This is a genomic window from Pseudomonas sp. TWP3-2 (assembly GCF_049897765.1).
Lineage (GTDB): Bacteria > Pseudomonadota > Gammaproteobacteria > Pseudomonadales > Pseudomonadaceae > Aquipseudomonas.
In genome coordinates, this window is the sequence record NZ_JAFCWW010000007.1 from 103,774 (window position 1) to 125,539 (window position 21,766).

General features: G+C 51.7%; 24 protein-coding genes and 1 pseudogene. 15 read left to right on the forward strand and 10 right to left on the reverse strand.

The features are described from left to right. The first annotated feature begins 17 nt into the window (after positions 1–17). From ACP7EE_RS12825 to ACP7EE_RS12845, 5 genes are all read left to right on the forward strand, one after another. The gene (locus ACP7EE_RS12825) at positions 18–947 is read left to right on the forward strand and encodes a hypothetical protein (RefSeq protein ID WP_426234795.1); all 930 of its coding nucleotides are present in this window, start codon (positions 18–20) and stop codon (positions 945–947) included. Positions 948–1,089: 142 nt separating this feature from the next. Then, a complete protein-coding gene (locus ACP7EE_RS12830; protein WP_426234796.1) occupies positions 1,090–1,986 on the forward strand; it encodes a bacteriophage abortive infection AbiH family protein in 897 nt (298 codons plus the stop codon). A gap of 103 nt (positions 1,987–2,089) precedes the next feature. Then, positions 2,090–2,443 carry a hypothetical protein gene (locus ACP7EE_RS12835; RefSeq protein ID WP_426234797.1) on the forward strand — a complete coding sequence of 118 codons (354 nt, stop codon included), beginning with the start codon at positions 2,090–2,092 and terminating at the stop codon, positions 2,441–2,443. Between the two features lie 399 nt (positions 2,444–2,842). After that, a complete protein-coding gene (locus ACP7EE_RS12840; RefSeq protein WP_426234798.1) occupies positions 2,843–3,064 on the forward strand; it encodes an antitoxin Xre/MbcA/ParS toxin-binding domain-containing protein in 222 nt (73 codons plus the stop codon). Positions 3,065–3,088: 24 nt separating this feature from the next. Then, on the forward strand, positions 3,089–3,268 hold the full coding sequence (locus ACP7EE_RS12845) for a hypothetical protein (RefSeq protein ID WP_426234799.1): 180 nt from the start codon (positions 3,089–3,091) through the stop codon (positions 3,266–3,268). A gap of 502 nt (positions 3,269–3,770) precedes the next feature. Here the strand turns inward: ACP7EE_RS12845 and ACP7EE_RS12850 are convergent. The 4 genes from ACP7EE_RS12850 to ACP7EE_RS12865 all read right to left on the reverse strand — a co-directional run bounded on the left by ACP7EE_RS12850 (position 3,771) and on the right by ACP7EE_RS12865 (position 9,247). After that, complete coding sequence (locus ACP7EE_RS12850) at positions 3,771–4,676, reverse strand: plasmid partitioning protein RepB C-terminal domain-containing protein (protein WP_065614949.1); 906 nt, start codon at positions 4,674–4,676, stop codon at positions 3,771–3,773. Beyond that, entirely contained in the window at positions 4,676–5,554 is an 879-nt protein-coding gene (locus ACP7EE_RS12855) for a ParB/RepB/Spo0J family partition protein (protein ID WP_426234905.1), read from the reverse strand. The genes ACP7EE_RS12850 and ACP7EE_RS12855 overlap by 1 nt, the downstream gene beginning before the upstream one ends. Positions 5,555–5,583: 29 nt before the next feature. Beyond that, positions 5,584–7,104, reverse strand: coding sequence for a recombinase family protein (locus ACP7EE_RS12860; RefSeq protein WP_426234800.1), 1,521 nt, complete (start codon positions 7,102–7,104; stop codon positions 5,584–5,586). A gap of 592 nt (positions 7,105–7,696) precedes the next feature. Further along, positions 7,697–9,247, reverse strand: coding sequence for a TIGR04141 family sporadically distributed protein (locus tag ACP7EE_RS12865; protein ID WP_426234801.1), 1,551 nt, complete (start codon positions 9,245–9,247; stop codon positions 7,697–7,699). A gap of 444 nt (positions 9,248–9,691) precedes the next feature. On the opposite strand from ACP7EE_RS12865, the gene ACP7EE_RS12870 reads away from it, so the two are divergent. Genes ACP7EE_RS12870 through ACP7EE_RS12885 form a run of 4 tightly spaced genes read left to right on the forward strand, consistent with a single transcriptional unit; the run spans position 9,692 to position 12,080 of the window. Further along, positions 9,692–10,753: an SDR family oxidoreductase gene (locus ACP7EE_RS12870; RefSeq protein ID WP_426234802.1), complete on the forward strand. Its 1,062-nt coding sequence runs from the start codon at positions 9,692–9,694 to the stop codon at positions 10,751–10,753. Positions 10,754–10,804: 51 nt separating this feature from the next. Next, on the forward strand, positions 10,805–11,014 hold the full coding sequence (locus ACP7EE_RS12875; protein ID WP_426234803.1) for a hypothetical protein: 210 nt from the start codon (positions 10,805–10,807) through the stop codon (positions 11,012–11,014). Beyond that, a complete protein-coding gene (locus ACP7EE_RS12880; protein WP_426234804.1) occupies positions 11,011–11,487 on the forward strand; it encodes a hypothetical protein in 477 nt (158 codons plus the stop codon). Before ACP7EE_RS12875 ends, ACP7EE_RS12880 begins: the two co-directional genes overlap by 4 nt. A gap of 59 nt (positions 11,488–11,546) precedes the next feature. After that, complete coding sequence (locus ACP7EE_RS12885) at positions 11,547–12,080, forward strand: SH3 domain-containing protein (RefSeq protein WP_426234805.1); 534 nt, start codon at positions 11,547–11,549, stop codon at positions 12,078–12,080. A 248-nt stretch (positions 12,081–12,328) separates the two neighbouring features. Here the strand turns inward: ACP7EE_RS12885 and ACP7EE_RS12890 are convergent, their stop codons facing one another. The 4 genes from ACP7EE_RS12890 to ACP7EE_RS12905 form a co-directional block, all read right to left on the reverse strand. Next, entirely contained in the window at positions 12,329–12,706 is a 378-nt protein-coding gene (locus ACP7EE_RS12890; protein WP_426234806.1) for a hypothetical protein, read from the reverse strand. Beyond that, positions 12,699–13,139, reverse strand: coding sequence for a DUF6957 family protein (locus tag ACP7EE_RS12895; RefSeq protein WP_426234807.1), 441 nt, complete (start codon positions 13,137–13,139; stop codon positions 12,699–12,701). The genes ACP7EE_RS12890 and ACP7EE_RS12895 overlap by 8 nt, the downstream gene beginning before the upstream one ends. A 119-nt stretch (positions 13,140–13,258) precedes the next feature. Then, positions 13,259–13,567 carry a hypothetical protein gene (locus tag ACP7EE_RS12900; protein WP_426234808.1) on the reverse strand — a complete coding sequence of 103 codons (309 nt, stop codon included), beginning with the start codon at positions 13,565–13,567 and terminating at the stop codon, positions 13,259–13,261. Positions 13,568–13,694: 127 nt separating this feature from the next. Next, on the reverse strand, positions 13,695–14,426 hold the full coding sequence (locus ACP7EE_RS12905) for a metallophosphoesterase family protein (protein ID WP_426234906.1): 732 nt from the start codon (positions 14,424–14,426) through the stop codon (positions 13,695–13,697). Positions 14,427–14,600: 174 nt separating this feature from the next. On the opposite strand from ACP7EE_RS12905, the gene ACP7EE_RS12910 reads away from it, so the two are divergent. The 3 genes and pseudogenes from ACP7EE_RS12910 to ACP7EE_RS12920 all read left to right on the forward strand — a co-directional run bounded on the left by ACP7EE_RS12910 (position 14,601) and on the right by ACP7EE_RS12920 (position 16,477). Then, positions 14,601–15,056 carry a helix-turn-helix domain-containing protein gene (locus ACP7EE_RS12910; RefSeq protein WP_426234809.1) on the forward strand — a complete coding sequence of 152 codons (456 nt, stop codon included), beginning with the start codon at positions 14,601–14,603 and terminating at the stop codon, positions 15,054–15,056. A 147-nt stretch (positions 15,057–15,203) separates the two neighbouring features. Continuing rightward, the gene (locus ACP7EE_RS12915) at positions 15,204–15,557 is read left to right on the forward strand and encodes a hypothetical protein (protein WP_426234810.1); all 354 of its coding nucleotides are present in this window, start codon (positions 15,204–15,206) and stop codon (positions 15,555–15,557) included. Positions 15,558–16,154: 597 nt separating this feature from the next. Continuing rightward, positions 16,155–16,477, forward strand: a pseudogene (locus ACP7EE_RS12920) (epoxide hydrolase N-terminal domain-containing protein). Here the strand turns inward: ACP7EE_RS12920 and ACP7EE_RS12925 are convergent. Next, the gene (locus ACP7EE_RS12925) at positions 16,451–17,413 is read right to left on the reverse strand and encodes a hypothetical protein (RefSeq protein ID WP_426234811.1); all 963 of its coding nucleotides are present in this window, start codon (positions 17,411–17,413) and stop codon (positions 16,451–16,453) included. The pseudogene ACP7EE_RS12920 and the gene ACP7EE_RS12925 overlap by 27 nt on opposite strands. Positions 17,414–17,589: 176 nt before the next feature. Between ACP7EE_RS12925 and ACP7EE_RS12930 the strand changes: the two genes are divergently transcribed. Beyond that, complete coding sequence (locus tag ACP7EE_RS12930) at positions 17,590–18,108, forward strand: hypothetical protein (protein WP_426234812.1); 519 nt, start codon at positions 17,590–17,592, stop codon at positions 18,106–18,108. A gap of 67 nt (positions 18,109–18,175) precedes the next feature. Here ACP7EE_RS12930 and ACP7EE_RS12935 read toward each other — a convergent pair whose 3' ends face one another. Further along, entirely contained in the window at positions 18,176–18,718 is a 543-nt protein-coding gene (locus ACP7EE_RS12935; RefSeq protein ID WP_426234813.1) for a hypothetical protein, read from the reverse strand. Between the two features lie 313 nt (positions 18,719–19,031). Here ACP7EE_RS12935 and ACP7EE_RS12940 point away from each other — a divergent pair, with 313 nt between their 5' ends. Together ACP7EE_RS12940 and dacB are read left to right on the forward strand one after the other, a co-directional pair. Continuing rightward, positions 19,032–19,376 carry a YggL family protein gene (locus ACP7EE_RS12940; RefSeq protein WP_258696764.1) on the forward strand — a complete coding sequence of 115 codons (345 nt, stop codon included), beginning with the start codon at positions 19,032–19,034 and terminating at the stop codon, positions 19,374–19,376. 880 nt (positions 19,377–20,256) lie between these two features. After that, positions 20,257–21,717, forward strand: coding sequence for a D-alanyl-D-alanine carboxypeptidase/D-alanyl-D-alanine endopeptidase (dacB, locus tag ACP7EE_RS12945; protein ID WP_426234814.1), 1,461 nt, complete (start codon positions 20,257–20,259; stop codon positions 21,715–21,717). Positions 21,718–21,766: the final 49 nt, after the last annotated feature.

The window sequence follows — 21,766 nt, forward strand, 5'->3', positions numbered from 1 at the left end:
CCGAATGAGGAAGTTGTATGGGCATCAAGATCGATCACGCCTTCGACCAGAGTGGTGTTAGATGGGAGGCAGCCACTTATGTGAAAGGCACGGGCGCCGAGCCGCTACTGTGCAAATGCGGTACTCCTGTCGCTCACAACCCTCCATACACTCGGGAAATGTATGACAAGCCTGTCTTCGTCCAGGGTTATTTTCGTCTCTATCCCAAATCGGCCCACGCCGCCAATTGCCGATTCGGAGTAGACGAGGAGATTAACGAAATTGCGAACACCTCCGAAGACTTGATCGAGAGCATCCAGCACAATCGATACAGGATGCGTCTGGTCATGATCAAGGAAGCACTGGAAAAAGGTGGACGCACTCCTGAGGACACTGGGGGGCTTCGAGCCAAAGCGGCTCGGACTTTCACGCATAACCCGGGCCTTCTTCCTGCCTACATCAACTCCGCCAAACGAGCCTTGAAGCTACGCGCGCACTGTGAAAACGACCATGACATCGAACAGCATCTAGAGCTGGTTTTTGAGGGCAACGTGAAGGTCGCTTGGAACCAGTTCTATTTTGAGCCGGAACGCCACGCAGAGGCGTTCCATACGGTATCGCACAATACTGTTCAACACCCCATTGCGATCCAGGGAGCAGTGAGCAGCGTCAGGACTGAAATGAAGGGGGACAAGACCAAGAACGTCCTCAATCTGCAAATGAACAAATTCCGTGCAGACCCGAACGATTCGGACAACGGCGTTGGACTGGAGGTGAGCGTTTGGGCCAGAGATCCAGCATGGTTCAAAGGCATCGAGAAAGACGATGAGGTCGTCGTCCTGGGTATGTGGAAGCCGGCCACCATGGCGCCCGAGAAAGCCCCAAGAGAGGGACGCTTCAAAACACTAACGAAACGCAGATTGACGCTGACCTTAGTCTTGAAGGCTCAAGTCTCCAAAATCAAATAATGAACGCGCCACCGAGCGCACTGCGCAGACTCAGGCAACGTGCTCACCAAGTGCCCGCCTCTGCGTAGAGCGCGCCATAAGGACGGCCCCCGGTTTAAGCAAATTTTGGCTTCAAGGTTCCGTGAACCTCTAAGGAATTATCATGACCAGTCAGACCCTCTACATCATCGGCAATGGCTTTGATCTTCACCACGGGCTTCCCACACAGTATTGGCGGTTCAAAGAGTATCTGGAAAAGACAGATCGCGAGGTGTACGACTGGGTCGACAACTACATAGCCATAGACGAGGATTGGGCAGAGCTTGAGCTCTCGCTTGCCGACTTGGATATCGCAAACATCGTCTCCGATTTGGAGCAGTTCCTCGTCTCCTATTCTGATGAAAACTGGAGAGACTCCGGCCACCACGACTTTCAATTCGAGGTCGAAAATGTCGCGACTGGATTGTCGGGGACGTTGCAGCAACACTTCGCAGACTGGATCAGATCCATCGCGATTCCTGAGCGCAATCAAATTCCGGGGTTATTGACGTCTCTGGAAAGGGAAGCAGCTTACCTAACATTCAACTACACCAACACGCTAACCAAGCTCTACGACATTGCTTCAGAGAACATTCTGCACATTCATGGCGAGGGCGAGGACGAAAGCTCTGAGCTGGTTCTGGGCCACGCATGGTCGGCTCAGGTTCGTCCCTCGCTCCAACGTGGGTTGGATGAAGACGCTGATACCCGGTTCATGGAGGCAATGGGAATCCTGGATGATTACTTTGAGAAAACGTTCAAGCCGAGCGCAAAAATCATTGAGCGGAACGCGCAATACTTTTCTAGTCTGAAATCGGTCACACAGGTCGTCGTCCTCGGCCACTCTCTTTCCAAGGTGGACGAGGCATATTTCGTAGCGCTCGTTGAAGCCTTGCAGGCGAGCCCTAAATGGATGGTGGCAGTGAGATCCCACGACGAAGATGTAAACAAGGCTGCGTGTCTGGCGGGATTTGGTGTTCCTTCCGATTCCATTGACTTCAAACTCTGGTCGCAACTGTAGGTAGACTTGTGAAGCGATTGCCTTCGCATATACCTGTTGGCTCCTGGCATCTGAAATCCCACATGTGCTAGACGCTCACGTCAAAGCGGGGGATCGAGTTCGAGTGACAGCACAGCTGGGTAAGGACAAGGTCAACAGAATCTGGGCAATTCAGGTGGCAGAAGAGTCTGTTCGCTCGGTGGTCACGATCCCCTTCATTGGCGTCTCTCTGGGAAGGCTCGGTATCCTGCCTCTGGCGGTCGCCATCTTTACTATTTTTGTGGCTTATGGTTTCTGGGAAAACAGCGCCAACCACCGAAGCTTTCACGGCTCGTCCTACCAGCTAGCCTGGATCGCGCTCAATTTGTTCGTCAGCTACCGCTACATGGTTAAGCCAATATTAATCATCACGCGTGGCATCAAGGCGTTTCGCGAATATTGCGCCAAGGCCCCTGCTTCCATTTCGCCGGCCAATTGAAAAGAGCTAGCAGCAAAAGTAGCCAGGGAGCAAAAAGTGAACAACGCTGAGCTGATTCAACATCAAGCAGAGCCTGTCTTTGGCAACAAAGCCAAAGCCGAGGCAACCAGTAATACATGCTCCCTCACGAGGAAAGGAATACTCGATTTTTGGCTGTACGCGTCTATCCAGGCGCCATCAGCGAACAATTGGAAGTCCGCTCTGGCCATAATGAAAACAGATATCAGCGCATTATAATGCGCCAATACCTTATGAATGATGGATTACAGCGCATTAAAATGCGCTGAACGAATGCACACCATCTTCTAAGTATGTTTCAAAACTACAACAAAACGTCCTGGCGCTGATGGCTGGAATTCTTCAAACAATAAGCGAACGGCTTGCTCAAGGGGCCATTTCTTGAACTCAAAACAAAATCACGGCCAAGACGCAACGACGCCAGAACTGATCCGTCGTCTAGCTGAGCAGGTCTTTGGCAACAAAGTGAAAGCCGATCATTGGCTGAGCCAGCCGACAGTTGAAACCGGTGATTGCTCTCGGTTGCAAATGGCTCACAGTCGAGTGGGATATGAAGTCGTGAAAGCAGAACTCGATAGGCTCAATCATGGGTTCGCCTGCTAATGCCACTGTTCTTGAAGGATCGACATGATCACCTTTGATCTCAACACAAACGACGCCGAGGCTTTGCTTTGGCATGCGCAAACATTCGAACCGGATTCGGGCGATGCTCGTGAAGATCGGCGACTGCGCGAGGCACTGCTCGATCTGAGAGACGCCCTTTTATCGCACTTGAAGGAGCAGGTAGATGACAAAACCCGCTCTTAGCCTGACCAACCTTACAGACGAAGAAGGATCGAGCAGAAAGGCCTTATCGACAGGTGTCGCTGTGCGGCACTGCAAGAATTTCGTCTGAAAAAACTGCCTTTGCAATGAAAGCGTCAGCCAGAAGGGCGGGCGCCAATGACAGTGCCCGAGGAAGGAAAATTTGGAAGCTTGCCTTAGAGACACTGGGAACGATCGCCCTCCAGATCCTCGTAGAACAGCTTTAACAAAGTCACGTAAGAACCCGCAAGGTCGACAGTGTCGGGTTCTTGCGCCCGTAATGATTGGGCGCTGATGCTTCAGGGGTACTACGTGAAGGGCAGCGTCTTGCAGGTAAAACGTCAGTACTGTTTGAAGCAGACCCGACGAAAGTTGCACTTGTGAACGGACATCGTCCCCACCTGTTGAAGGGGAATCATTCAGACGATTCCTGCAGAGCGATTACCCGAGGATTTGCTTAAATGGAGGCTGCAACTAGATCTGGCGGTGTGATGGTGAGGTACCGTCATTCTCTTTCAAGATGACGGGCATCTGAAGTGACTGCGTCCATGATGGATTGCAGTTCTTCAAGCAGTTCTGCGTAATGCCGCTTCAGGTAAGCGGAAATGGCTTCATCGCGAAGCAGGCGTGCCAGGTAGCCTTTTGCGACGACCAAGACCAGCATCGTTTCACCCAACGTGTCCTCAACCTGCTTGTAATCATGCTGCAGGTTTTCCATTTCACGCTCCATGCGAGCAATATCCACAGAGCTGACATCCGCCCCCTGTTTTTTCTTCTTCTCCACGAGCATCTCTGGGCGAGTCGCGGCCAACACCATCCGAGCATAATTTTGAGTAAAGCAGTTAGCCGAGATCATCATTTCCACAGTCTCGATCTGCCGAATGGGCTTCATCTGTCTAAGAGCGCGAAAAACGTCCTGAGCGACCATTCGAACCTTGAGCATCTCCACCACTTCAGGCGCGATGCCGTTGAGCAGGTTCTCTCTCTCATGGATTCGATCCACGTTGATCCCCAGCACTTGGGCAATGCGCGTGGCCTCAATTCCTTTCTTCAGCGCCGCAATAATCATCTTATGCTCTTGGATCGGTGTCAGCCGGTTGATCTGTCGGTTGTAGGTAAACCCTTCATCATCAGTAGAAATCAAGCATAGAGCTTCCGTTCCTCCTAATGTCTTCAGTGCCTCCAGGCGAAGATGCCCGTCCAAGAGCATATACATTGACACCCCACCACTCACCACTGGTTTGGGGTGCACGGCCAAGGGCTCGATTATTCCTAGTTCCTTGATCGAACTGAGAATGCTGGCGTATTTTTTACTACCCTGAATGATTTTTTCGATCTTGCGAGTAGGGAGAATCCGTTCAATCGGAATAGCAATGATGCGCTGCTCGAAAGCCTGTTTTATCTCGGCCATTATTGAGTCTCCCCGAATACCCGATCTGCCAATGGCTTAGGCATGTCCGAGATCTCCTCAGTGCGCAACAAGGTGACGAAGTACTCATCTGATAGCAGCCGACGCATTGTCGTAACGATAATAAGCAGACGCTGCTCGCTGATATCCGCTTTTTTGATCATCACTCTTTGACGACGCACCTCCGCTTGATAAACGTTCAAAAGCTTTTGCGGAGTTGTCGGTTTATCACTGTGAGGCTGCTGCCCGTAACGCTTGCCCAACGCTTTACGCCTTTCAACCAGGCGTCGTACCTTCATCAGTTGCTCGCCCTTCAACACACCGGTCTCGTATGCCTCCATCATGGCATGCTGGACTTCTCCATCATCGGAGCGCGCAATTTCCGTCGCCATGGAGATTGAAACCCACCCCTTTTCTACGGCGGCGATCAACCGCTCCTCTCCTTGCCGCAGAAGCAGGAGAATTCCGTGTATGTAAGTGACATCCAAGCACGTTTTACTGGCAATCTGTTGAGGCGTATAGCCTCGATCAGAGAGGATTTGAATCGATAACAGCAGTTCTTTATTCGAGTGTTTGCGGCGGGCCAAATTCTCGACAAGACTGATGAGATAACGGTCAGTTTCGCTGGCACTCACTACGATGCACGGAATCCTTTTCTCCCCCAAAGCTTGGTAGGCTTCAAAGCGACCCTGCCCACAAACGATTTCAAATGTCTCGGCGCCAATGGCGGTAGGGGTAACAGTGATTGGACGTTTTAAACCCAATGCAGAGATATTCTCCACCAACTTCGCAAAAATCTGGCGGTTACGCATTCTAGGGTTGAGCACGCGAATATCATCCAACGGAATGAGCCGAATCAATGATTCTTCTGCGACATGCATCAACGCTTTACGATGGTTTTGAATTGCCGTCATGCCACCCTCCGATGAGCAGACCGCCGAGACAGCTGCGCAAGGATATCCAATGAGTCGAACCTATAGATTTCGAGATTGGACTGATTACTTTCGGCCAGACGCAATGAGGGTGCTTCCATTTCCACGGTCGGCAAGATGTAATAGTCCAGCGCGGCTTCTTCTTGCTCTTTCATACGCACGGCGACGGTGATGTCTGGATTCAGACCAACGTCGAATCGAATTTTCCAACGCTTATAGCCGGTGATCGATATTTGGCAACGGCAGAGCACCAGCGATATAACTAATTCCTGGTTAACCAGCATAAGGTCTGTGTTGGGATCGATGATTACCTGCCCGCCCACCTCCGAGATTCTGTCTGTGGTTTTCCCCAGCAAGACCGGGTGCAAATGTCGAAGGCGCCTATTGGCTTCTATGTATTGATAGTCCCTCTCAGGCGTGTAACCGATCAATGAATAACACCGGAGCAAGCTCCCAAATCGGTGTTGATAGGCGCTACTGGACGGACACCCTTCTGACTCATCAATCACCAGTCCCGACAGATATCCCTTCTGTTCGTAGATAGCCTTGAGCACGCAAAGCATCTCATCATCAGGCATACGGTATGAGCGCGTCTGGATGACGGCTTGAGCGGCTTGGAAAAGAATCACACTGATAATTGGCTGGAAGACTCCGTTGGCCCTTACCCAATCTTCTGGACGATTGCGCTCACGCGTCTGCTTCAATTTGAAGGAGCTGTGGTTCCAAACGTTGTTTCCTATGTACTTTTCATTGATCAGTATCTGGTGAACGGTGCCGCGTGACCACGCTGAGCCCCGGTCGTTGACTACACCACTCGAATTGAGCCAGTCTGCGATTTCCCGTTCACTTCTACCCTCTTCTACAAACAGCTGATAAACGCGCTGGACTATCGCGATTTCACTCGCAGGGCCAGGTATCAGGATGACCCGATCTGTTTGGATGCTTTTGTGTTCTCCGATACTCAGTTCATTTTTGGGCTGTCCACTCGCGTCCACCAATTGACGCCTAAGTCCAAATCCTGCGGGCCCGCCCTGCCGAAAGCCCATCTCGATCAAACGTGATTGCCCAGCAAAGACCTTAACCGACAACTCTCTACTATATTCTCCTGCCATCATGCGTTTGACGCTTTTGACGATATTCGATACCGGCGAGCCGTCGTTTGTGAATTGCTCGGCGCAATATTGGACTGATACGCCAGCTTGGCGACATCTCACTTCATAACTTGCACTGACATCAGGATCTTGGAATCGCCCCCACCGGCTCACGTCGTAGACCAACACCGTAGAGTATTGAGCACGTCCGTTCTCCACATCGGAAAACAGCTGTTTTAGCCCATCTCGACCTTCCAGGCGCAGGCCGCTTTTGCCGGCATCGGTATAGACCTTGCTGATCTCTAACCCATGCGTTACCGCGTATAGTCGGATGGTGTCGAGCTGGTTTTCTGTTGAGTATTGCTGGTGCTCCGTGGACATGCGGACATACGCCGCAGCCAAGGCCATAGGCGAGTCAATGTCATCCGCACTCTCAATTAGCGTCCGCACGGGCGTTACCCTCGTCCTGATCTACGGCCGACCTAACTTGTCACAAGCCGCGAACAGTCAATGCGTTTCTTCGAAAATAGCCCTTAAGAAGGTAGAAGACCGAGGAGCGAAATATGTTCACTAAAACAGGCAATTCTTTTCTGCCCCAAAAACAATACGCCGCTGAGATTGCCTTGGCCCTGCATAGAGAGCTTGGTGAAACTCATCAGGCGACAAAGACTTTGATGCGCTGGACGAATGCGGATGAGAGGACTGTGAAAAACTGGATGTCTGGGAGTAACGGCCCAAGGGGTGAGCATTTGGTTGCCTTGGTTAAGCATTCCGATTTTGCTCTAGCAGCCTTCCTAAGCATGGCGAAAAGGCCTCACGCCCTGACTGCATCGCAGCTGCCTCAGCTTAGACAGAAACTCCAATCTGCAATAGATAGTATTGACTCGTGTGACTGCCGGGACGGATTTCCCTCGTCTTAAGCAAATCACACCCTCTTTTTCATTTCCGACAATTCGATGTGATCGCAGCTGCACACCACGGCAAGACGAGGGTGAGTCAATCAACTGGGTATCCGGCACACCTGCACCTGGTACCCCATGGCAGTCAGCCTCTGTGAAAACTGTCGGAAGTTAACCTTAGAAAAAAATGGCATGTGCAAGACGTCATGGGGCTGCATGATTGCGAAAACAATGCGGTTACGTGGCTGGTTAGACGGATCAAAGACAAAGCGAAAGTCACCGTCCAGCGCAAGATGTGCATTCACCTGAACCGCAACGTCTGGAGAGTTAATCAACGCTTCGGCGGACACATAAGCTTGAGAAAATAGATGACTGAGTACGCTTGATGATGAGTATTTTTTCACATGGATGATGTGGTGATCAGGTGTAACCAAGTCACAGAATTCAAAGGGGCTTGAGGCCCCGTTCAGTCGCACCAGTTTCTGATCAAGCAGATGGAAATTGATGTTGTCTGCAATTCGCCTCAGGTAGGGCCCCTCAAGATCAGTGCGATAGGGAGGGAAATGCAGTTCGGATGGAGTAGCTGCTGCAAAATACCGATTGACCTGATCAGTGTACTCACGATCAATTTGGTACCAATCCCCTTCGCTTAATAGATACACCTTCTCCTGAAACGCAATTTCACCTTCAATGCATATGTATAAAGGCCAACACTCGCGTCGCTGCTCATCCCCACCGTAGAGGTAGATACGCTCCGAATGCAGCGACTGTAGCGTTACAGCGCCTAAAATGTGTTTGGAAACGAGTGCTTGTCGAAGATCTAAGTCAAAGCTTAGCGCGGGCCCATTTTTAGAGCGCGCTCCACGTCGAACGTAGCCGAAACCGCTAACGTCATCTGTTAAAAGCATGGGCGCAGCGGCACGAACCCGATCGAAATCCTCTGCGTTAATGGCATCAACCAACAACCCATCAAGCTGAGACATAAGGGCAGCGTCTCGTACCGGAACTATATAGTCCATCCAGGGATATTTTTCCTTGCAGCGCTCGTCCTCATAGGCAACCAGTAATCTTGAGGCAATGTCCGGAAATTGTTCCAGTCTGACATCCGAATGCAAGGCCAACGAATCCGAACCGCTCACGTATTCGCTTTCATCGTTCTCACCTTCAATGACTCCCGTGAGCGACTTTAGAATTTCCGAGTCAAATTTGAAGTCGAACTCTGATATCGTCATATGTTTCGAAGATTGGGCTTTCGAGCGCAGAGGTGTCCGATCAATATTTGACTTTTCCACAGATTTTATTAACAGCGGGTCTGTAAGGCTTAGTGCGGTACGAAGGCCAAAATAGCGCTCAATCCCGGCACCGTCGATAAGGTGCCGCGCATGCCCAAATGTGAAACAAAAAATGCGATCACGTACAGCCATCACCATCAGCGCCTTGAGCGAGCGACCGTGGAGGTCTAGCTCCGCAACTTGTTCAATATCATTGAAAAGCTGCGTCCACTTGGGATGGGATGCGTTTGTTTGGTGATAGAAAAGGCACTCCACTCCGGGTAGTGAGAATGGAATCGGGTCTAGTCTAACTTCATCGGAGAGCGCGTCGCGAAGGCTACGACCTGCCTTAAGGAGAAAGACATTAATGGTTAGCTTCATACGCCCTCCTTGACCTTTCGCCTCAAACACAACCTATCGTCCAGATGCCGCAGGTTAAGTCCGTATATGCTAGGTTTTTAATGTATAGCCGTTTTCTATAACAACTGCACGCAGTTTAGTCGCATATATTTTTAAAGGCTCAATTTCCGCGTCATTGAATCACCGTGATGGAGAAAAACATTGAGGATGAGCCTTGCCATTGTCACCCGAGAAGAGAACAAAGGGCTGCGCTGGCGAGCGTACGCCTGATCTCACTTTTTCAGCCTCTCGCCTGTTTGAGAAAAAATTGAAACACCAAGTAATCATCCAAGGTGCGAAGGTAGATGACCAAGCGGATTCGATGCGAGTGAAACGCTTGGCATACAAGGTACGCCAATGGAGATCCGGTTAGGTTGAACCTCCATTGCTTAGGAGGACTCCCAAACCTAAATCCAGGAGAAACGTATGACCCAGACAGCTTTGGTCGTGGGCGCCAGCGGCATCGTCGGCAGCGCCATCACACAGTTACTCATCGACAACCAGTGGCAGGTCGCCGCGCTGTCCAGGCACCCGTCGCAAGCGCAAGGCGTGATTCCGGTCGCGGCAGACCTCCAGGATCCTGCTTCGCAGGAACAAGCGCTGGCGGGTTTTAAACCTACTAATGTGTTCATTACAACATGGTCACGGCAAGCCACAGAAGCCGAGAACATTCGCGTCAATGCCGCCATGGTACGCAACGTGCTCACTGCCATTCGCCCAGCTAGGAGCGTTCAGCACGTAGCGCTGGTTACTGGTCTGAAACACTACCTCGGCCCATTCGAAGCCTATGGTAAAGGCAGCCTTCCGCAAACACCGTTCCGCGAAGAGCAGGGTCGTCTGGATGTCGAGAATTTCTATTACGCCCAGGAGGACGAACTCTTCGCCGCTGCTGAGAAGGACGGCTTCACTTGGAGCGTTCATCGCCCGCATACCGTTACTGGGGTTGCTGTAGGCAATGCGATGAATATGGCAACCACCCTCGCCGTCTATGCCTCGATTTGCAAACAAACCAATCGCCCTTTTGTGTTTCCAGGATCAAGAGTGCAGTGGGACAGCCTTACCGATATGACGGATGCCCGGCAGTTGGCGAAACAACAACTGTGGGCGGCCACCACGCCGGCTGCAGCCAACCAGGCATTCAACGTCACTAATGGCGATGTATTTCGTTGGAAATGGATGTGGAGCCGAATTGCCGAATACTTCGACTTACCTGCCGCCGATTATCCCGCTTCACTATCCCCACTTGAGAAGCAGATGGCTGACGACCAAGCCGTATGGGCGCAAATAGTCGCGGAGCACGGCTTGAAAGAATCCGATATTGGTCGCCTGGTGTCCCCATGGCACACCGATGCAGACCTTGGTCGACCAATCGAAGTTGTCACGGATATGTCGAAAAGCCGTGCCATGGGCTTCACTGCCTACCAGGCGAGCGATCAAGCATTTTTCGATGTGTTCGACAAACTACGCGAGATGCGCTTGATACCCTAGGTCGTTCCAGAACGGATATGCTCAGATGATTCCACGGAGAGGAGAAGGAAAATGGCAAACGAATACTCGTTATCAGATGTGCTGGAAAGGATGTATCAGAATCAGCTCGCCCTGGAGGCGGCTTTGATGGAGTTAACGCTCCATGTCGAAGCTCAGGGCCTTGGGGAGGTCGGAGAAAATGTGCGAGGCGCACTGTGGGGCATTGGTGAAAATGCCGGCCATATCAAACAAGGCTTAGCCCGGCTCAACAAGCTGCCGTGACCCAGCCTCTTTTCGATCTAGATCTCAAACGCGTCTCTCGCCAGCACTACATAACTGGAAAATCCGCTATCAATTTCCCAAACCTTGGAAGCACCACGGGCGGATGGCATTTCTTTTCCTATTTTGATCGGGAATCCGGGGTGGCCAAGGTGTCATTGGCAGGCATTCATTATCCCGACACCACCGACTACTTTGGCGACCTTGGTATCACTGACGTCACTGATCAGTTAGCTGAGCCTGGCTGGTCTTTTGAAGGACGGCGGCTGTACATGGCGGATCACTACAGGGCTGCAGCGGACATGATCTTGAAATGGGCACTAAGCGACTCTGCTCACTGCAATGTCGAGATTGATGAGTGGTTCCCATCCCCATCAGAGAAACAACGAATACTCGAGATACTAGACGCGGCAAAGCCGAAGTTCTTCAAGGTTGGCAGGCTGCGCAAAGTGGAGGCTTGGCTAAGCTCGCAGTAACGTCACTACCGCACGTTGGAAAGCAGCCGCCTGGAGCGAGCTGAACGAGGGCAAAGGATATGCGTAAAAAATCTCAGTCATGGTTTATCCCGCTTTTGATTCTGTTCGCAGTCCTCTGGGCCATTGGGAAAAAAGATACGCGTCCAGCTCCTCTTAGCCAACAGACCACGCCGAACACGTTAGTTTCTGCTCCATTACCAGCAACCCAGCCAGCACAGACCCCACCAGTCGATCAGTTCGTAAACGCGGATAAGTTGAACTTGCGCAACCAGCCAGGTGGCAAGGTCATCTCCACCTTAAAACGCGGCGAGAAGGTACAAGTATTCGAAAAGATGAATGATTGGGTTCGCATCAGCTTAGATGGCCAGCCAGCTAAATGGCTATCGTCCAAAAGCCTGTGCTACGGGGCTAACTGCTACGCAGTTTCCAAGCCGGAACCCGCCCTTCAGGCGAGACCTGCTCCTCAGCCTACTTCTCGGCAAGCGCCGGGTTATGGATCCTCTTGCCCTTGTTCTTCTGGAACCGTCTGTATCGGGCCTAGAGGCGGTCGGTACTGCATTACGTCAGGTGGCAACAAGCGTTACGGCGTTTAGCCTTATGCGCGAAGGCACTGTTATGAGTAGCACCATCAGAATCACGCAAGACACTGGCCTCACACCATAACGCGTCTATACATCACATTCCTTTCTTCATCGATACACAACATCTCGGCAAGAGATTGAAATGAGGGAGAAGGCATACTGCTCCGAACGATGTCGTGAAGTTCAATGCTTGGCGAAGGCGAATTCACAGTGTCCCAAAGGTCTGTTTTCATGGATTCAACAAGGAGCTTTCCGAGAGTTCATGCGCAGTCGCTTGGCGGTAACCAATTGACGAGATCAAGGCACCGTACGCGGAGCCAGTCCTCCCCTCCTAACTTCCCAGCCCCGCCACAGACCTCGCAGATAGCCAACGACCTTTCTTCTGCACGAGCGATCAACTCACGGCACGTCGCATCACCACCCGAGTAATAAAACCGCAATCCCCCGAACTTTTCCGTCACCTGACGCGCCCGCACTTGAGGCACCTCGGGGAGAGCTTTCAGGTAGGTTGTCAGCGCGCCACACAGTTCATCTAGCAAACCCAGCCAGCCTGGCAGACATCCGATCTCGCGCAGGGGTGCGTGGGAGAAAAACTCCGGATAGCGATCGCGCAGGATCGGCAATAGATGTTCAACCATAGGTTTTCTCTGCTCGCATTATGTCAGCGGCCAATGCCTCGACAGTGGGCAAACTCACATGCTTGCGCGCGCCTCGGCCGGCCAAGATGAAGATCCTGTGTTTGCTTTCAAAAATGAAGCCATCAAATTCACATTGGAAATCACTGAGAATGCTGTCGCCAGGCAGGTAAGTGTTTTCGCTGTCGAACTCAGATGATTGAGCGTACAAACGCGTTGCCTCAAGCCCCTGAGCTTTGATTTCTCGCTCCTGAAACTCTGGGAGCATCACATCCAAAATCATCCATCGTCTGACGATGCAAAATGGCTTTTCTGTGAAGCTCTCAGCGGCTAGTTCGATCAACTCATCGTTGCTCAGATTTGATCCACTAAGAGGCTGCGCAGGCCCAAAAAGTAGATCGCCTAGCAGGTCTATATCCGTAACGCTTGTATTCATAATTTCGCTTTAACCTGCTCTTCCCATGAGTACCAGACAGGGATTTTTTTCCCTATACCCGTTGCCATCTGGAGAGCCCGAGAGTCTTTTCGATCCGCGTATCCGTACCCGCAGTTCGCTCAGTGATAGATGCGATTCATGTAGAGATTGCCGCCGCCAAACGCCCAACTGACGATCACGTATCTGCTACCTGCCACGGTTTGAAATAATGCATAACCGTCAATGAAGGTGACGCCCGATATGCGGGACGTTCGCATGCTCGCACCCTCTCGAAAACGGCCAGAGGTATCGCCATAAATCGTTCCCATGATGACGGGTGGACTGTCGACGGCTGCGAAGAGGAACGCCGTGATGCTCACACCAAAATCCTTTTCCATAGCCGCCGCGACCTCTGCCGGAAGAGACAATGCGAGCTGTCGCTCAGTCATCAAGTAGCTCGCTTGAACTGCCAGCCAGGGATCGTGTTTCGTTCTCTACTCCACACATCTTTCAGTCCTCCTAAACGATCAACATAGCTGCGCCAGACGCCATAACCCCCCAGAGGGATGAGCGCTCTCACTGAAGATCAATTACAAAGCCGTGATTAAAGCCCGTCCGCTCACCTGGATAACCTCTAGGGTTAGAGACCACACGACAGCTACCCATCGCGATATCGACTGCGCGGTGTGTATGCCCAAAAATCCATAGATCCGCTTTATCCAGAAGCGCGTGCCAACGGTTTGAGTAGGCAGCACTCAAATGTCCCTCGTGTTTATCACCCATTACTTCGGGTATAGGTGCGTGATGCGTCACGACGACAGTTTTGCCATCGAAGGGCTCACAGAGCTCCTTGGAAAGCCAAGCGAAGGAATCGTGATTCCTGCTGATGAGGTCGGACGGGCGCAGCCGGCGATAGTTTTCTCCAGTGCGAATGACACGAAAATCATTCATCCAATCCCATGCTGTTTGGGTAGCCGCAGTTACGTTTTCAGTCGAGGAAAAATCAGTCCAGCCAGTGGTGCAAAGGAACCGCGTTTGATTCCAAATAAAGGTCTCATTTTCCAGGACGTGAACGTGCGGTAAGGCGGCTTCCTTCATCTTGTGAAGAGTGTGATCGATGTGTCCTTTGTAAAACTCATGATTTCCACACACGTAAATCACAGGGAGATCAAACGTCTCATTCGCCCACTCCACTCCCCGTCCTTTCACGTCGATGTCACCGGCCAAAATCACCACGTCATAGCCATGGGATACGGGCTGATAGGACGAAAATTCGTTGTGCAGATCTGACAGCACGTGAAGCTTGATCAATGGCCTGATCTCGATTTACAGCTAAATTGAAAGAGCAAACCCAGAGGTATGGTCGGATTTCGCGAGCCATCAACGGGCTCACCGAACCCATACCGCCATCAATATAAATATATAGATTTGAGTGACGGATAGCAAACGGGGCATACAACTCTGTTTTAACGGAACGGAAAAATGTTTGTGCGCACCGCATTCGCCGCAGCGCTAAAGGTCTTGAGGAAAAAGCGAGGACTCACTCAGGAAGCAATGAGTGGAAATATCACTCAGTCCCATGTGAGCCAAATCGAAAATGGAAAAACCTCGCCCAGCCTCGAAGCTATCATCGAGCTCGCCAGAGTGATGGAGCTCAGCCCTGTCGCGCTTATGGCCCTCGTGTGCGCGGCGCAGGATGAGCTGACTGCCAGCGAAGTCCTGGAGTTCGCCAAAAAAGATCTTCAGTCAATCTCGCTACTCAAGGTCGCCATTCCAATGGATGTCGAAGCAAAACCGCACCCCGGTGTCACTGCAGCGGCAAAAACCCGAGAGAAAGTCCAAGCGTTGAAGAAAAAAGGCTTCTCGCAGGCGGATATCGCGCGGGAACTGGAGATGGCGGAATCGACGGTTCGGCGTCATTGGCATCGTGAGGATTAAGCCAACTCGTGCGGCTGCAAAACCCTCTGTTCTGACACTTGCCATCGCGCCGGCCGCTTTCGGGGTCATCGCGGAACCGCGCCCTACTCTCACACTTCTCCGCAAAGGCTCAGCATCCCGCGTACAGAATTTACTAGGACTTGATGAATGAAGGAACGAACACTCGACTGGCGCAATCGGCGCAGTTGGCTCAACTCGATTCGCTTTTACGCTCAGGATCTACTGACGGAACAAACCCGCGAATTCTTGCAACGCGAACGACCAAAATGTTGGGCTGACAATCCGGCCTGGTTGCCAGATCATGAAGTTCTCGTGCCAGCGTTTTGCGAACGAATATCCAAGTATTACACCCACGTGAAAGCTTTCCACGGCTGTCGCCCTGAAAGCCTCGCGCTTTATTATTCGCATGGGCTTCTAGGGCAAGACAGCAAGCGTATTGCTAGTAAATTCAGGGAGATTTTCGCTGATGTTGATCCTGCTGAAATCGACCGAGCTATCTAGCAGAGTCAATCTGGAGGTGAACCAGGAAAAATCTTTCTCACTGCTGACGACGGCAAAATGATCAATGGATTTGGCCACTATGTCATCCATGGAAGTGAATACCTGTTAGGCCTCGCTACAAAGCTTACCCGCTCCAATCCGGATGAAGATTACAGGCAGCGTCTGCGCACCATTGGTATCCCGACCGTTTTGGAAGTTGATATTCCTGTGTCTTACCTTACTCACCGCCAACAGTTGTCTCTGGCCAGAACCATCCTGGCTGCGTGGGGACAATTGCGAACGAGACGAGCGCTCAGTTTGGGATCAGCGCCGTGTTATGTGATTGGTCAGAATATCCCACCAGAATGCATCAAACGTCACTATCACCCCCACCAAATCCATGACGCTCATAGCACTTCAGGGGAGATGTACACCAACCGCAAAATAGTATGTGACATGTGCAAATGAAGTATCGAACCTCGTCAGTTTTGTCTCCGTCAGGGCGACAGAGCGTTGCCCTTTTGCTGACTTATCTTCGCGGAGAGCCACGGCATAGTGATCTCATATCAATCGACGGCGCAGTTGCTGTTGATGTAGCGGTGAAAGCAGTAACCGACCATGTCCGATACCACCCAATTGAATGCTTTCAGAATTGAGTTTCCGCAGGCTGAACTCGACGACTTGAAGCGTCGCCTGGAGGCTATTCGCTGGCCGGATCGCGAGACCGTCGTCGACCCGCACAGCTGGCCAAAGTACACAACCTGGTCGAATACTGGCGTACCCAGTACCACTGGCGCCGCCAGGAAACTCGGCTGCACGGCTATCTTAAGTTCAAGACCGAAATTGACGGCCTGGGTAGGAGCAGGCCGCAATGGATCAGTGCATGCTGCTCGCGTCTGTCCTGTACTACGATGTTAGTCCGTGGCCGGAAGCTGAGATAATCGTCTTTCTAACCACAGATCCATACTAAAATGCTGTTTCCCATCCAGAAAAAATCGTTCGATATCTTTTGATCGCTCAACAATTACTTTCCGACATAAATCATTAGACCGGTTTTTTTTGCCCGTCATGCTTTGAATTTCCGAAAGATAGTCATCACCTTTGAATATGTAATTAGCATTACCAATGAAATCAGATGTGATTTCAGAAATTGAATCAATGCTACACGCCAGCTGGATGCGCCCATGAAAGTTTGCTTCATTCCAGAAAAAACGTGGCGAGTATTGGAGCAAAGTTACTAGCCTAAGGATCTGTTTGGCCCCTTCATGTTGCTCAACTTTCCAATCCGCAGTTTTCCCGCCCGTCGCATACCAGCAAAACTCTTTAACGACCGATCCATCCAGTGGGTTTTTTAGTGATTTAACAGCTCCATTCTTGAACGGACTGCCAGGTAAATTCAACAAGTGCTCCAATATGCCATCATCGATAAAAACCCTACATCCCTTACCCGCTTTTTCTAAACCAACTGCTCGCGTCACCGCACCACCTAGTACAAATTGACCTATCGCTCGGTTAATCTTATCCGGTTCAACAATTTCCCCATAAGATAATCCCCCTCTGGACAGCAGCCCAGCGCTAACTGATCCCCACATAAAGGTACGAGCAGCCTCAAGAACATCAAGAACGTTGTCTGACCACATATATGCGCAATCAGAAAGCTGAGCGATTTTGACCTGTCGATGAGAGCCCTTGACTTTGGCCAAGCAAGAACGAAATTCAGTCAAAAGCCTCCCACAAAACAGATTAGCTGAAGGAAGTGGAGATGTTTCCATTCGCCAGGCGTTAAAATCTTGCTCATCCAAAGGGATCAGATTCTGAGTTAACGCCCCCACCCCCAACATGTCTACGAAAAAAACAGCTCCTTGATATTGTTTCATACTACTGCCTCCTTCCTTTTGGTGCTGCTGCTCTACATTGTGGATAGTATAGGAAATTTTTTGCTAGACACAGATATGATCTCTCATCTTAACGCCTCTTTTGACACGCTAAAATTCAAGAATGGCGAAGACTGTCCGATAATATAGGCTCCACCCACTTAACTATGAATTTCCACATGAAACAACACACTGCAAATATAGCTACTGTTTCAATTGCACTATTCGCGCTAGGCTTTTCTATCTGGCAGGGGGACGTACAGCGTACGCACAATCATGTATCGCTGGAGCCTCGTATAAACGCGTACTACAGCAATGACCAGAAGGCAGATCGAGAGGGGCTTTACCTTATCAACAATGGGATGGGGCCAGCATTTGTGGAAAAACTTGAAGTCACTGTTGATGGAAAAACCGTCTCCGAAGGAGATATGGGGAAATTCGGAGCTGCTTTGCACCCCTTAGGGTTAAGCTCTGGCTGCCTTACAATCGGGGGGCCTCGCCCAAATGACTCATTCAAAGTAGGCGAAGAAATTGCCCTCATCGAACTGAGCAAAAATGCCCCTCCAATATGCGCGTTCAGTGCTCTAAAAATGAGAACGGCTTTTACGGACGGTTTGGATTTTACAGTTATTGTGAAGTCAATTTATGGAGACAGATTCGAATACAATTTCAAGAAAAACATCCAAATCCCTCTCTGAGTAAAATGTCATACCGGGGCGAGATTGAAAAATGTATATAAACCCATCAGCTCGTGATTGGTACTACTTATTTTAGCCTTGGAGCACCTCTGACAGGGCACTTTATATCCATTGCAACCTCGGTGATCGAAAGCCGGATCCGGCTCTGAATTTGGTTGTGCCCTAAAAATCGGCGCATCTGGAAATTTTCCGTAAGCGGCTTATTCTTTTTTCGTATCGGTGGAAAAGCCTTCTCTAGGTAGGGCACAACCAATTCATAAACATCGCTTCGATTGAGCTGTTGCTTGTGCAGATACTGCGAACCGTTGTACAGAACCTGCTCAATCGTCTGCTTTCCAAATGGCGTGTGTATAAATTTGCATTGCAGGAATCGAGTTCTACCCTCGCTAAACGCAACAAGGTCGATACCTTTGTCGAGGAGACCCAGAGTGAGACCACGATAGTCCACCTCCCATCCTTGCTGCTCAAGCTCCAGTCCTACCCATCGCTCGTATACGAAGCCCCAATCCGACAACGCCATGTCTTGGACGGGGATCAGGTCTGTCGCTTCGCCGCTCTCATTCAGAACCGTTACACCCGTTTGGTAATGTACTTCCAGACGCCCGGCCATCAGGCGCTTTCCTAACCCCCTCATTATCCCCCCAGAGGAATCAATCCATTTGCTAAACGTTCCATAATGTCGTCAGTCTACTTCAGCGATAATGGTCATCATCGCTTGGAATGTACCTTTCGCCCACTGCACTTTTCAATCGCTCCACATCTGCATTCGCACCTAAGCTTGACAGTCGAAAACAGAATTCACAGGAATATTGCCACGACGGTCGCTTTACCTCGCTTCGCCACACGTACAGCCGCACTCAGTCAGGCAGGCATGTCTCTTAGCTGGTAAGATGCGCGGCGATATTACTTAAGAGGATTGTTTCATGGCCACTAACCGCTCCCAGCGTCTGCGCAAAAAGCTCTGTGTAGACGAGTTCCAGGAATTGGGCTTCGAGCTGAACCTGGACTTCAAGGAAGATTTGGCTGACGAGGCAATCGATGCATTCCTCGACGCGTTCCTGAAAGAAGCCATGGAAGCCAATGGCCTGGGCTATGTTGGCGGCGACGACTTCGGTCTGGTTTGCCTGCAGAAGCGCGGCTCGGTCTCTGAAGAGCAGCGTGCTGCTGTAGAAACCTGGCTCAAGGGCCGCAGCGAACTGACTGAAGCAACCGTCAGCCCGCTGATCGACGTCTGGTACCCGGAAAAGCCGATCAATCCGGTAGCTTGATGTTCAAAGGGCCATCCATCGTGATGGCCCTTTTTGATTCTGGCTCAGGACAATCCGTTGTTTTGTACCCAAATCGTAGCCCCCCCCTAAGCTTCCCAAGCTTCCTGCTGCGATCACTATTACAACCCCTGTCGCCTAGCCTAGAAAAACGCCACCCAGAATCACCAGCCCTCCTCGATTGGAGTCACCGTGACTGAAATTTTGATCCGTCTATACGAAATCTTGATCTACGGAAGATAGCCTGCGCTTAGAAAATGGGTTCTCTGAGTATCGTACGATCAATCTCGGCCCGCATGTCAGAAGCAATTGCAACTAACCCACCAAGCATTGGCGGTATGAAATACCTTGGGCTCAGGATTTGAAGTGCATCTGAGGAACTGGGGGGCAAAGCTAGAAGAATTAGCGAGAGGCTGGCACAGGTCACTCGGAGGCGTGACTACCATAGCGGCATCTACCGGAGGTGAAATTGAGTTTGAGCTTGATGTCGTTGCGGGGGAGTGAACTGCCGAGATGGGAGCTCAGAAGAAGGGGCAGAAAGTCAGGTGCATTTTTGGCAAGATTTTGGGGATTACGCGCAAATTAGCAAAACTTGAAATTCATCGACGCACAGTTTTTTGCGCAGACGCTGGGAACGGTTAGTCGCCATTGGAACAATCCTCTTAAGTAATAACGGCCGGCACTTTAGCAGTTTAAGCCGCGTTTTGCCCGTCTCTGTGGGACGTGCGTGTGACCGCCGGTAAAAAAATCGCCGATTAGCCGCCCCAGATCGGGCACAAGCGGTAACACCTTGGGGCATAATGCCGACACTTTCATGACCACTGAGGGCTTTTTCATCCATGTCCTCGTCTTTTTTCCCCTCGGCTGTAGGGTTTTATTTCATATGATCAAATCGTTGCGTCCTCTGCTCCTCGCCGGCCTTCTTCTGCCGCTGGCCCTGTCTGTCTCCGCTGCCACTATCAATACTGCCCTGACCCCCAACGTCGAAAAAGCCCTGAAAGCCAGCAAGCTGCAGCCCAATGCGCTGTCGCTGGTGATGGTGCCACTCGATGGTCCGGGCAACCCGACCGTGTACAACGCCGATGTTTCGGTCAACCCGGCCTCGACCATGAAACTGGTCACGACTTACGCAGCGCTGGAAATGCTCGGCCCCAATCACCAGTGGAAAACCGAGTTTTACACCGACGGCGACCTGAGCGGCGGCATCCTCAACGGCAACCTCTACCTCAAGGGTGGCGGCGATCCGAAGCTGAACATGGAAAAACTCTGGCTGCTGATGCGCGACCTGCGCGCCAACGGCGTAACTCAGATCACCGGGGATCTGGTGCTGGATCGCGGCTTCTTCGTGCAGCCGCAACTGCCGGAATTCAACGACGACGGCAATGACGAGAACAAACCGTTCCTGGTCAAACCGGATTCGCTGCTGGTCAACCTCAAGGCCCTGCGCTTTGTTGCACGCAACGACGGCGGTCGGGTGCTGATTTCGGTCGAGCCACCGATTGCCAGCATCAAAATCGAAAACACCGTCAAAGCGATCAACTCCAAGCAATGCACCGGTGGCGTGCGCTACAACCCGGTGCCGCAGGCCGATGGCAGCGTGACGGTGACCGTGGCCGGCCAGTTGGGCGATGGCTGCAGCTCGCAGACTTATCTGTCGCTGCTCGACCACGCGACCTACACCGCTGGTGCCGTGCGCGCGATCTGGAAGGAACTGGGCGGCAGCATTCAGGGCCGCGATCGTCTGGCGCCAACCCCGAGCAGCGCCAAAGTGCTGGCTCGCGCGTTCTCGCCGGATCTGGCGGAGATCATCCGCGACATCAACAAATACAGTAACAACACCATGGCCCAGCAGCTGTTCCTCAGCCTCGGCCAGAAATTCCGCAACGATGCCGATGGCGATGATGCCAAGGCTGCGCAACGCGTCGTGCGTCAGTGGCTGGCGAAGAAAGGCATCACTGCGCCGCATCTGGTGATGGAAAACGGTTCCGGGCTGTCCCGTGCCGAACGCGTCAGCGCCCGTGAGATGGCAGCCATGCTGCAAGCCGCGTGGCACAGCCCGTACGCCGCCGAGTACATCAGCTCGCTGCCGATTGCCGGCACTGACGGCACCATGCGCAAACGTCTGAAGACCACGGCGATGCGCGGCGAAGCCCACGTCAAGACCGGCACTTTGAACACCGTGCGGGCGATTGCCGGTTTCAGCCGTGATGTGAATGGCAACACCTGGGCGGTGGTGGCGATCCTCAACGACAAGGCCCCGTTTGGCGCATCGTCGGTGCTGGATCAGGTGCTGCTGGATCTGTATAAACAGCCGCGATTGGCACAGACTGCGTCAGTTTTGTAACCACACCACACAACACTGTGGGAGCGGGCTTGCCCGCGATGGCGGTTTG

Bases quoted from the DNA above. Each gene is read 5' to 3' on its own strand.
- ACP7EE_RS12825 (WP_426234795.1), top strand. From the start codon at position 18: ATGGGCATCAAGATCGATCACGCCTTCGACCAGAGTGGTGTTAGATGG.
- ACP7EE_RS12830 (WP_426234796.1), top strand. From the start codon at position 1,090: ATGACCAGTCAGACCCTCTACATCATCGGCAATGGCTTTGATCTTCAC.
- ACP7EE_RS12845 (WP_426234799.1), top strand. From the start codon at position 3,089: ATGATCACCTTTGATCTCAACACAAACGACGCCGAGGCTTTGCTTTGG.
- ACP7EE_RS12850 (WP_065614949.1), bottom strand. From the start codon at position 4,676: ATGGCCGAGATAAAACAGGCTTTCGAGCAGCGCATCATTGCTATTCCG.
- ACP7EE_RS12855 (WP_426234905.1), bottom strand. From the start codon at position 5,554: ATGCATGTCGCAGAAGAATCATTGATTCGGCTCATTCCGTTGGATGAT.
- ACP7EE_RS12860 (WP_426234800.1), bottom strand. From the start codon at position 7,104: ATGGCCTTGGCTGCGGCGTATGTCCGCATGTCCACGGAGCACCAGCAA.
- ACP7EE_RS12865 (WP_426234801.1), bottom strand. From the start codon at position 9,247: ATGAAGCTAACCATTAATGTCTTTCTCCTTAAGGCAGGTCGTAGCCTT.
- ACP7EE_RS12870 (WP_426234802.1), top strand. From the start codon at position 9,692: ATGACCCAGACAGCTTTGGTCGTGGGCGCCAGCGGCATCGTCGGCAGC.
- ACP7EE_RS12875 (WP_426234803.1), top strand. From the start codon at position 10,805: ATGGCAAACGAATACTCGTTATCAGATGTGCTGGAAAGGATGTATCAG.
- ACP7EE_RS12885 (WP_426234805.1), top strand. From the start codon at position 11,547: ATGCGTAAAAAATCTCAGTCATGGTTTATCCCGCTTTTGATTCTGTTC.
- ACP7EE_RS12890 (WP_426234806.1), bottom strand. From the start codon at position 12,706: ATGGTTGAACATCTATTGCCGATCCTGCGCGATCGCTATCCGGAGTTT.
- ACP7EE_RS12895 (WP_426234807.1), bottom strand. From the start codon at position 13,139: ATGAATACAAGCGTTACGGATATAGACCTGCTAGGCGATCTACTTTTT.
- ACP7EE_RS12900 (WP_426234808.1), bottom strand. From the start codon at position 13,567: ATGACTGAGCGACAGCTCGCATTGTCTCTTCCGGCAGAGGTCGCGGCG.
- ACP7EE_RS12910 (WP_426234809.1), top strand. From the start codon at position 14,601: ATGTTTGTGCGCACCGCATTCGCCGCAGCGCTAAAGGTCTTGAGGAAA.
- ACP7EE_RS12915 (WP_426234810.1), top strand. From the start codon at position 15,204: ATGAAGGAACGAACACTCGACTGGCGCAATCGGCGCAGTTGGCTCAAC.
- ACP7EE_RS12925 (WP_426234811.1), bottom strand. From the start codon at position 17,413: ATGAAACAATATCAAGGAGCTGTTTTTTTCGTAGACATGTTGGGGGTG.
- ACP7EE_RS12930 (WP_426234812.1), top strand. From the start codon at position 17,590: ATGAAACAACACACTGCAAATATAGCTACTGTTTCAATTGCACTATTC.
- ACP7EE_RS12935 (WP_426234813.1), bottom strand. From the start codon at position 18,718: ATGGCCGGGCGTCTGGAAGTACATTACCAAACGGGTGTAACGGTTCTG.
- ACP7EE_RS12940 (WP_258696764.1), top strand. From the start codon at position 19,032: ATGGCCACTAACCGCTCCCAGCGTCTGCGCAAAAAGCTCTGTGTAGAC.
- dacB (WP_426234814.1), top strand. From the start codon at position 20,257: ATGATCAAATCGTTGCGTCCTCTGCTCCTCGCCGGCCTTCTTCTGCCG.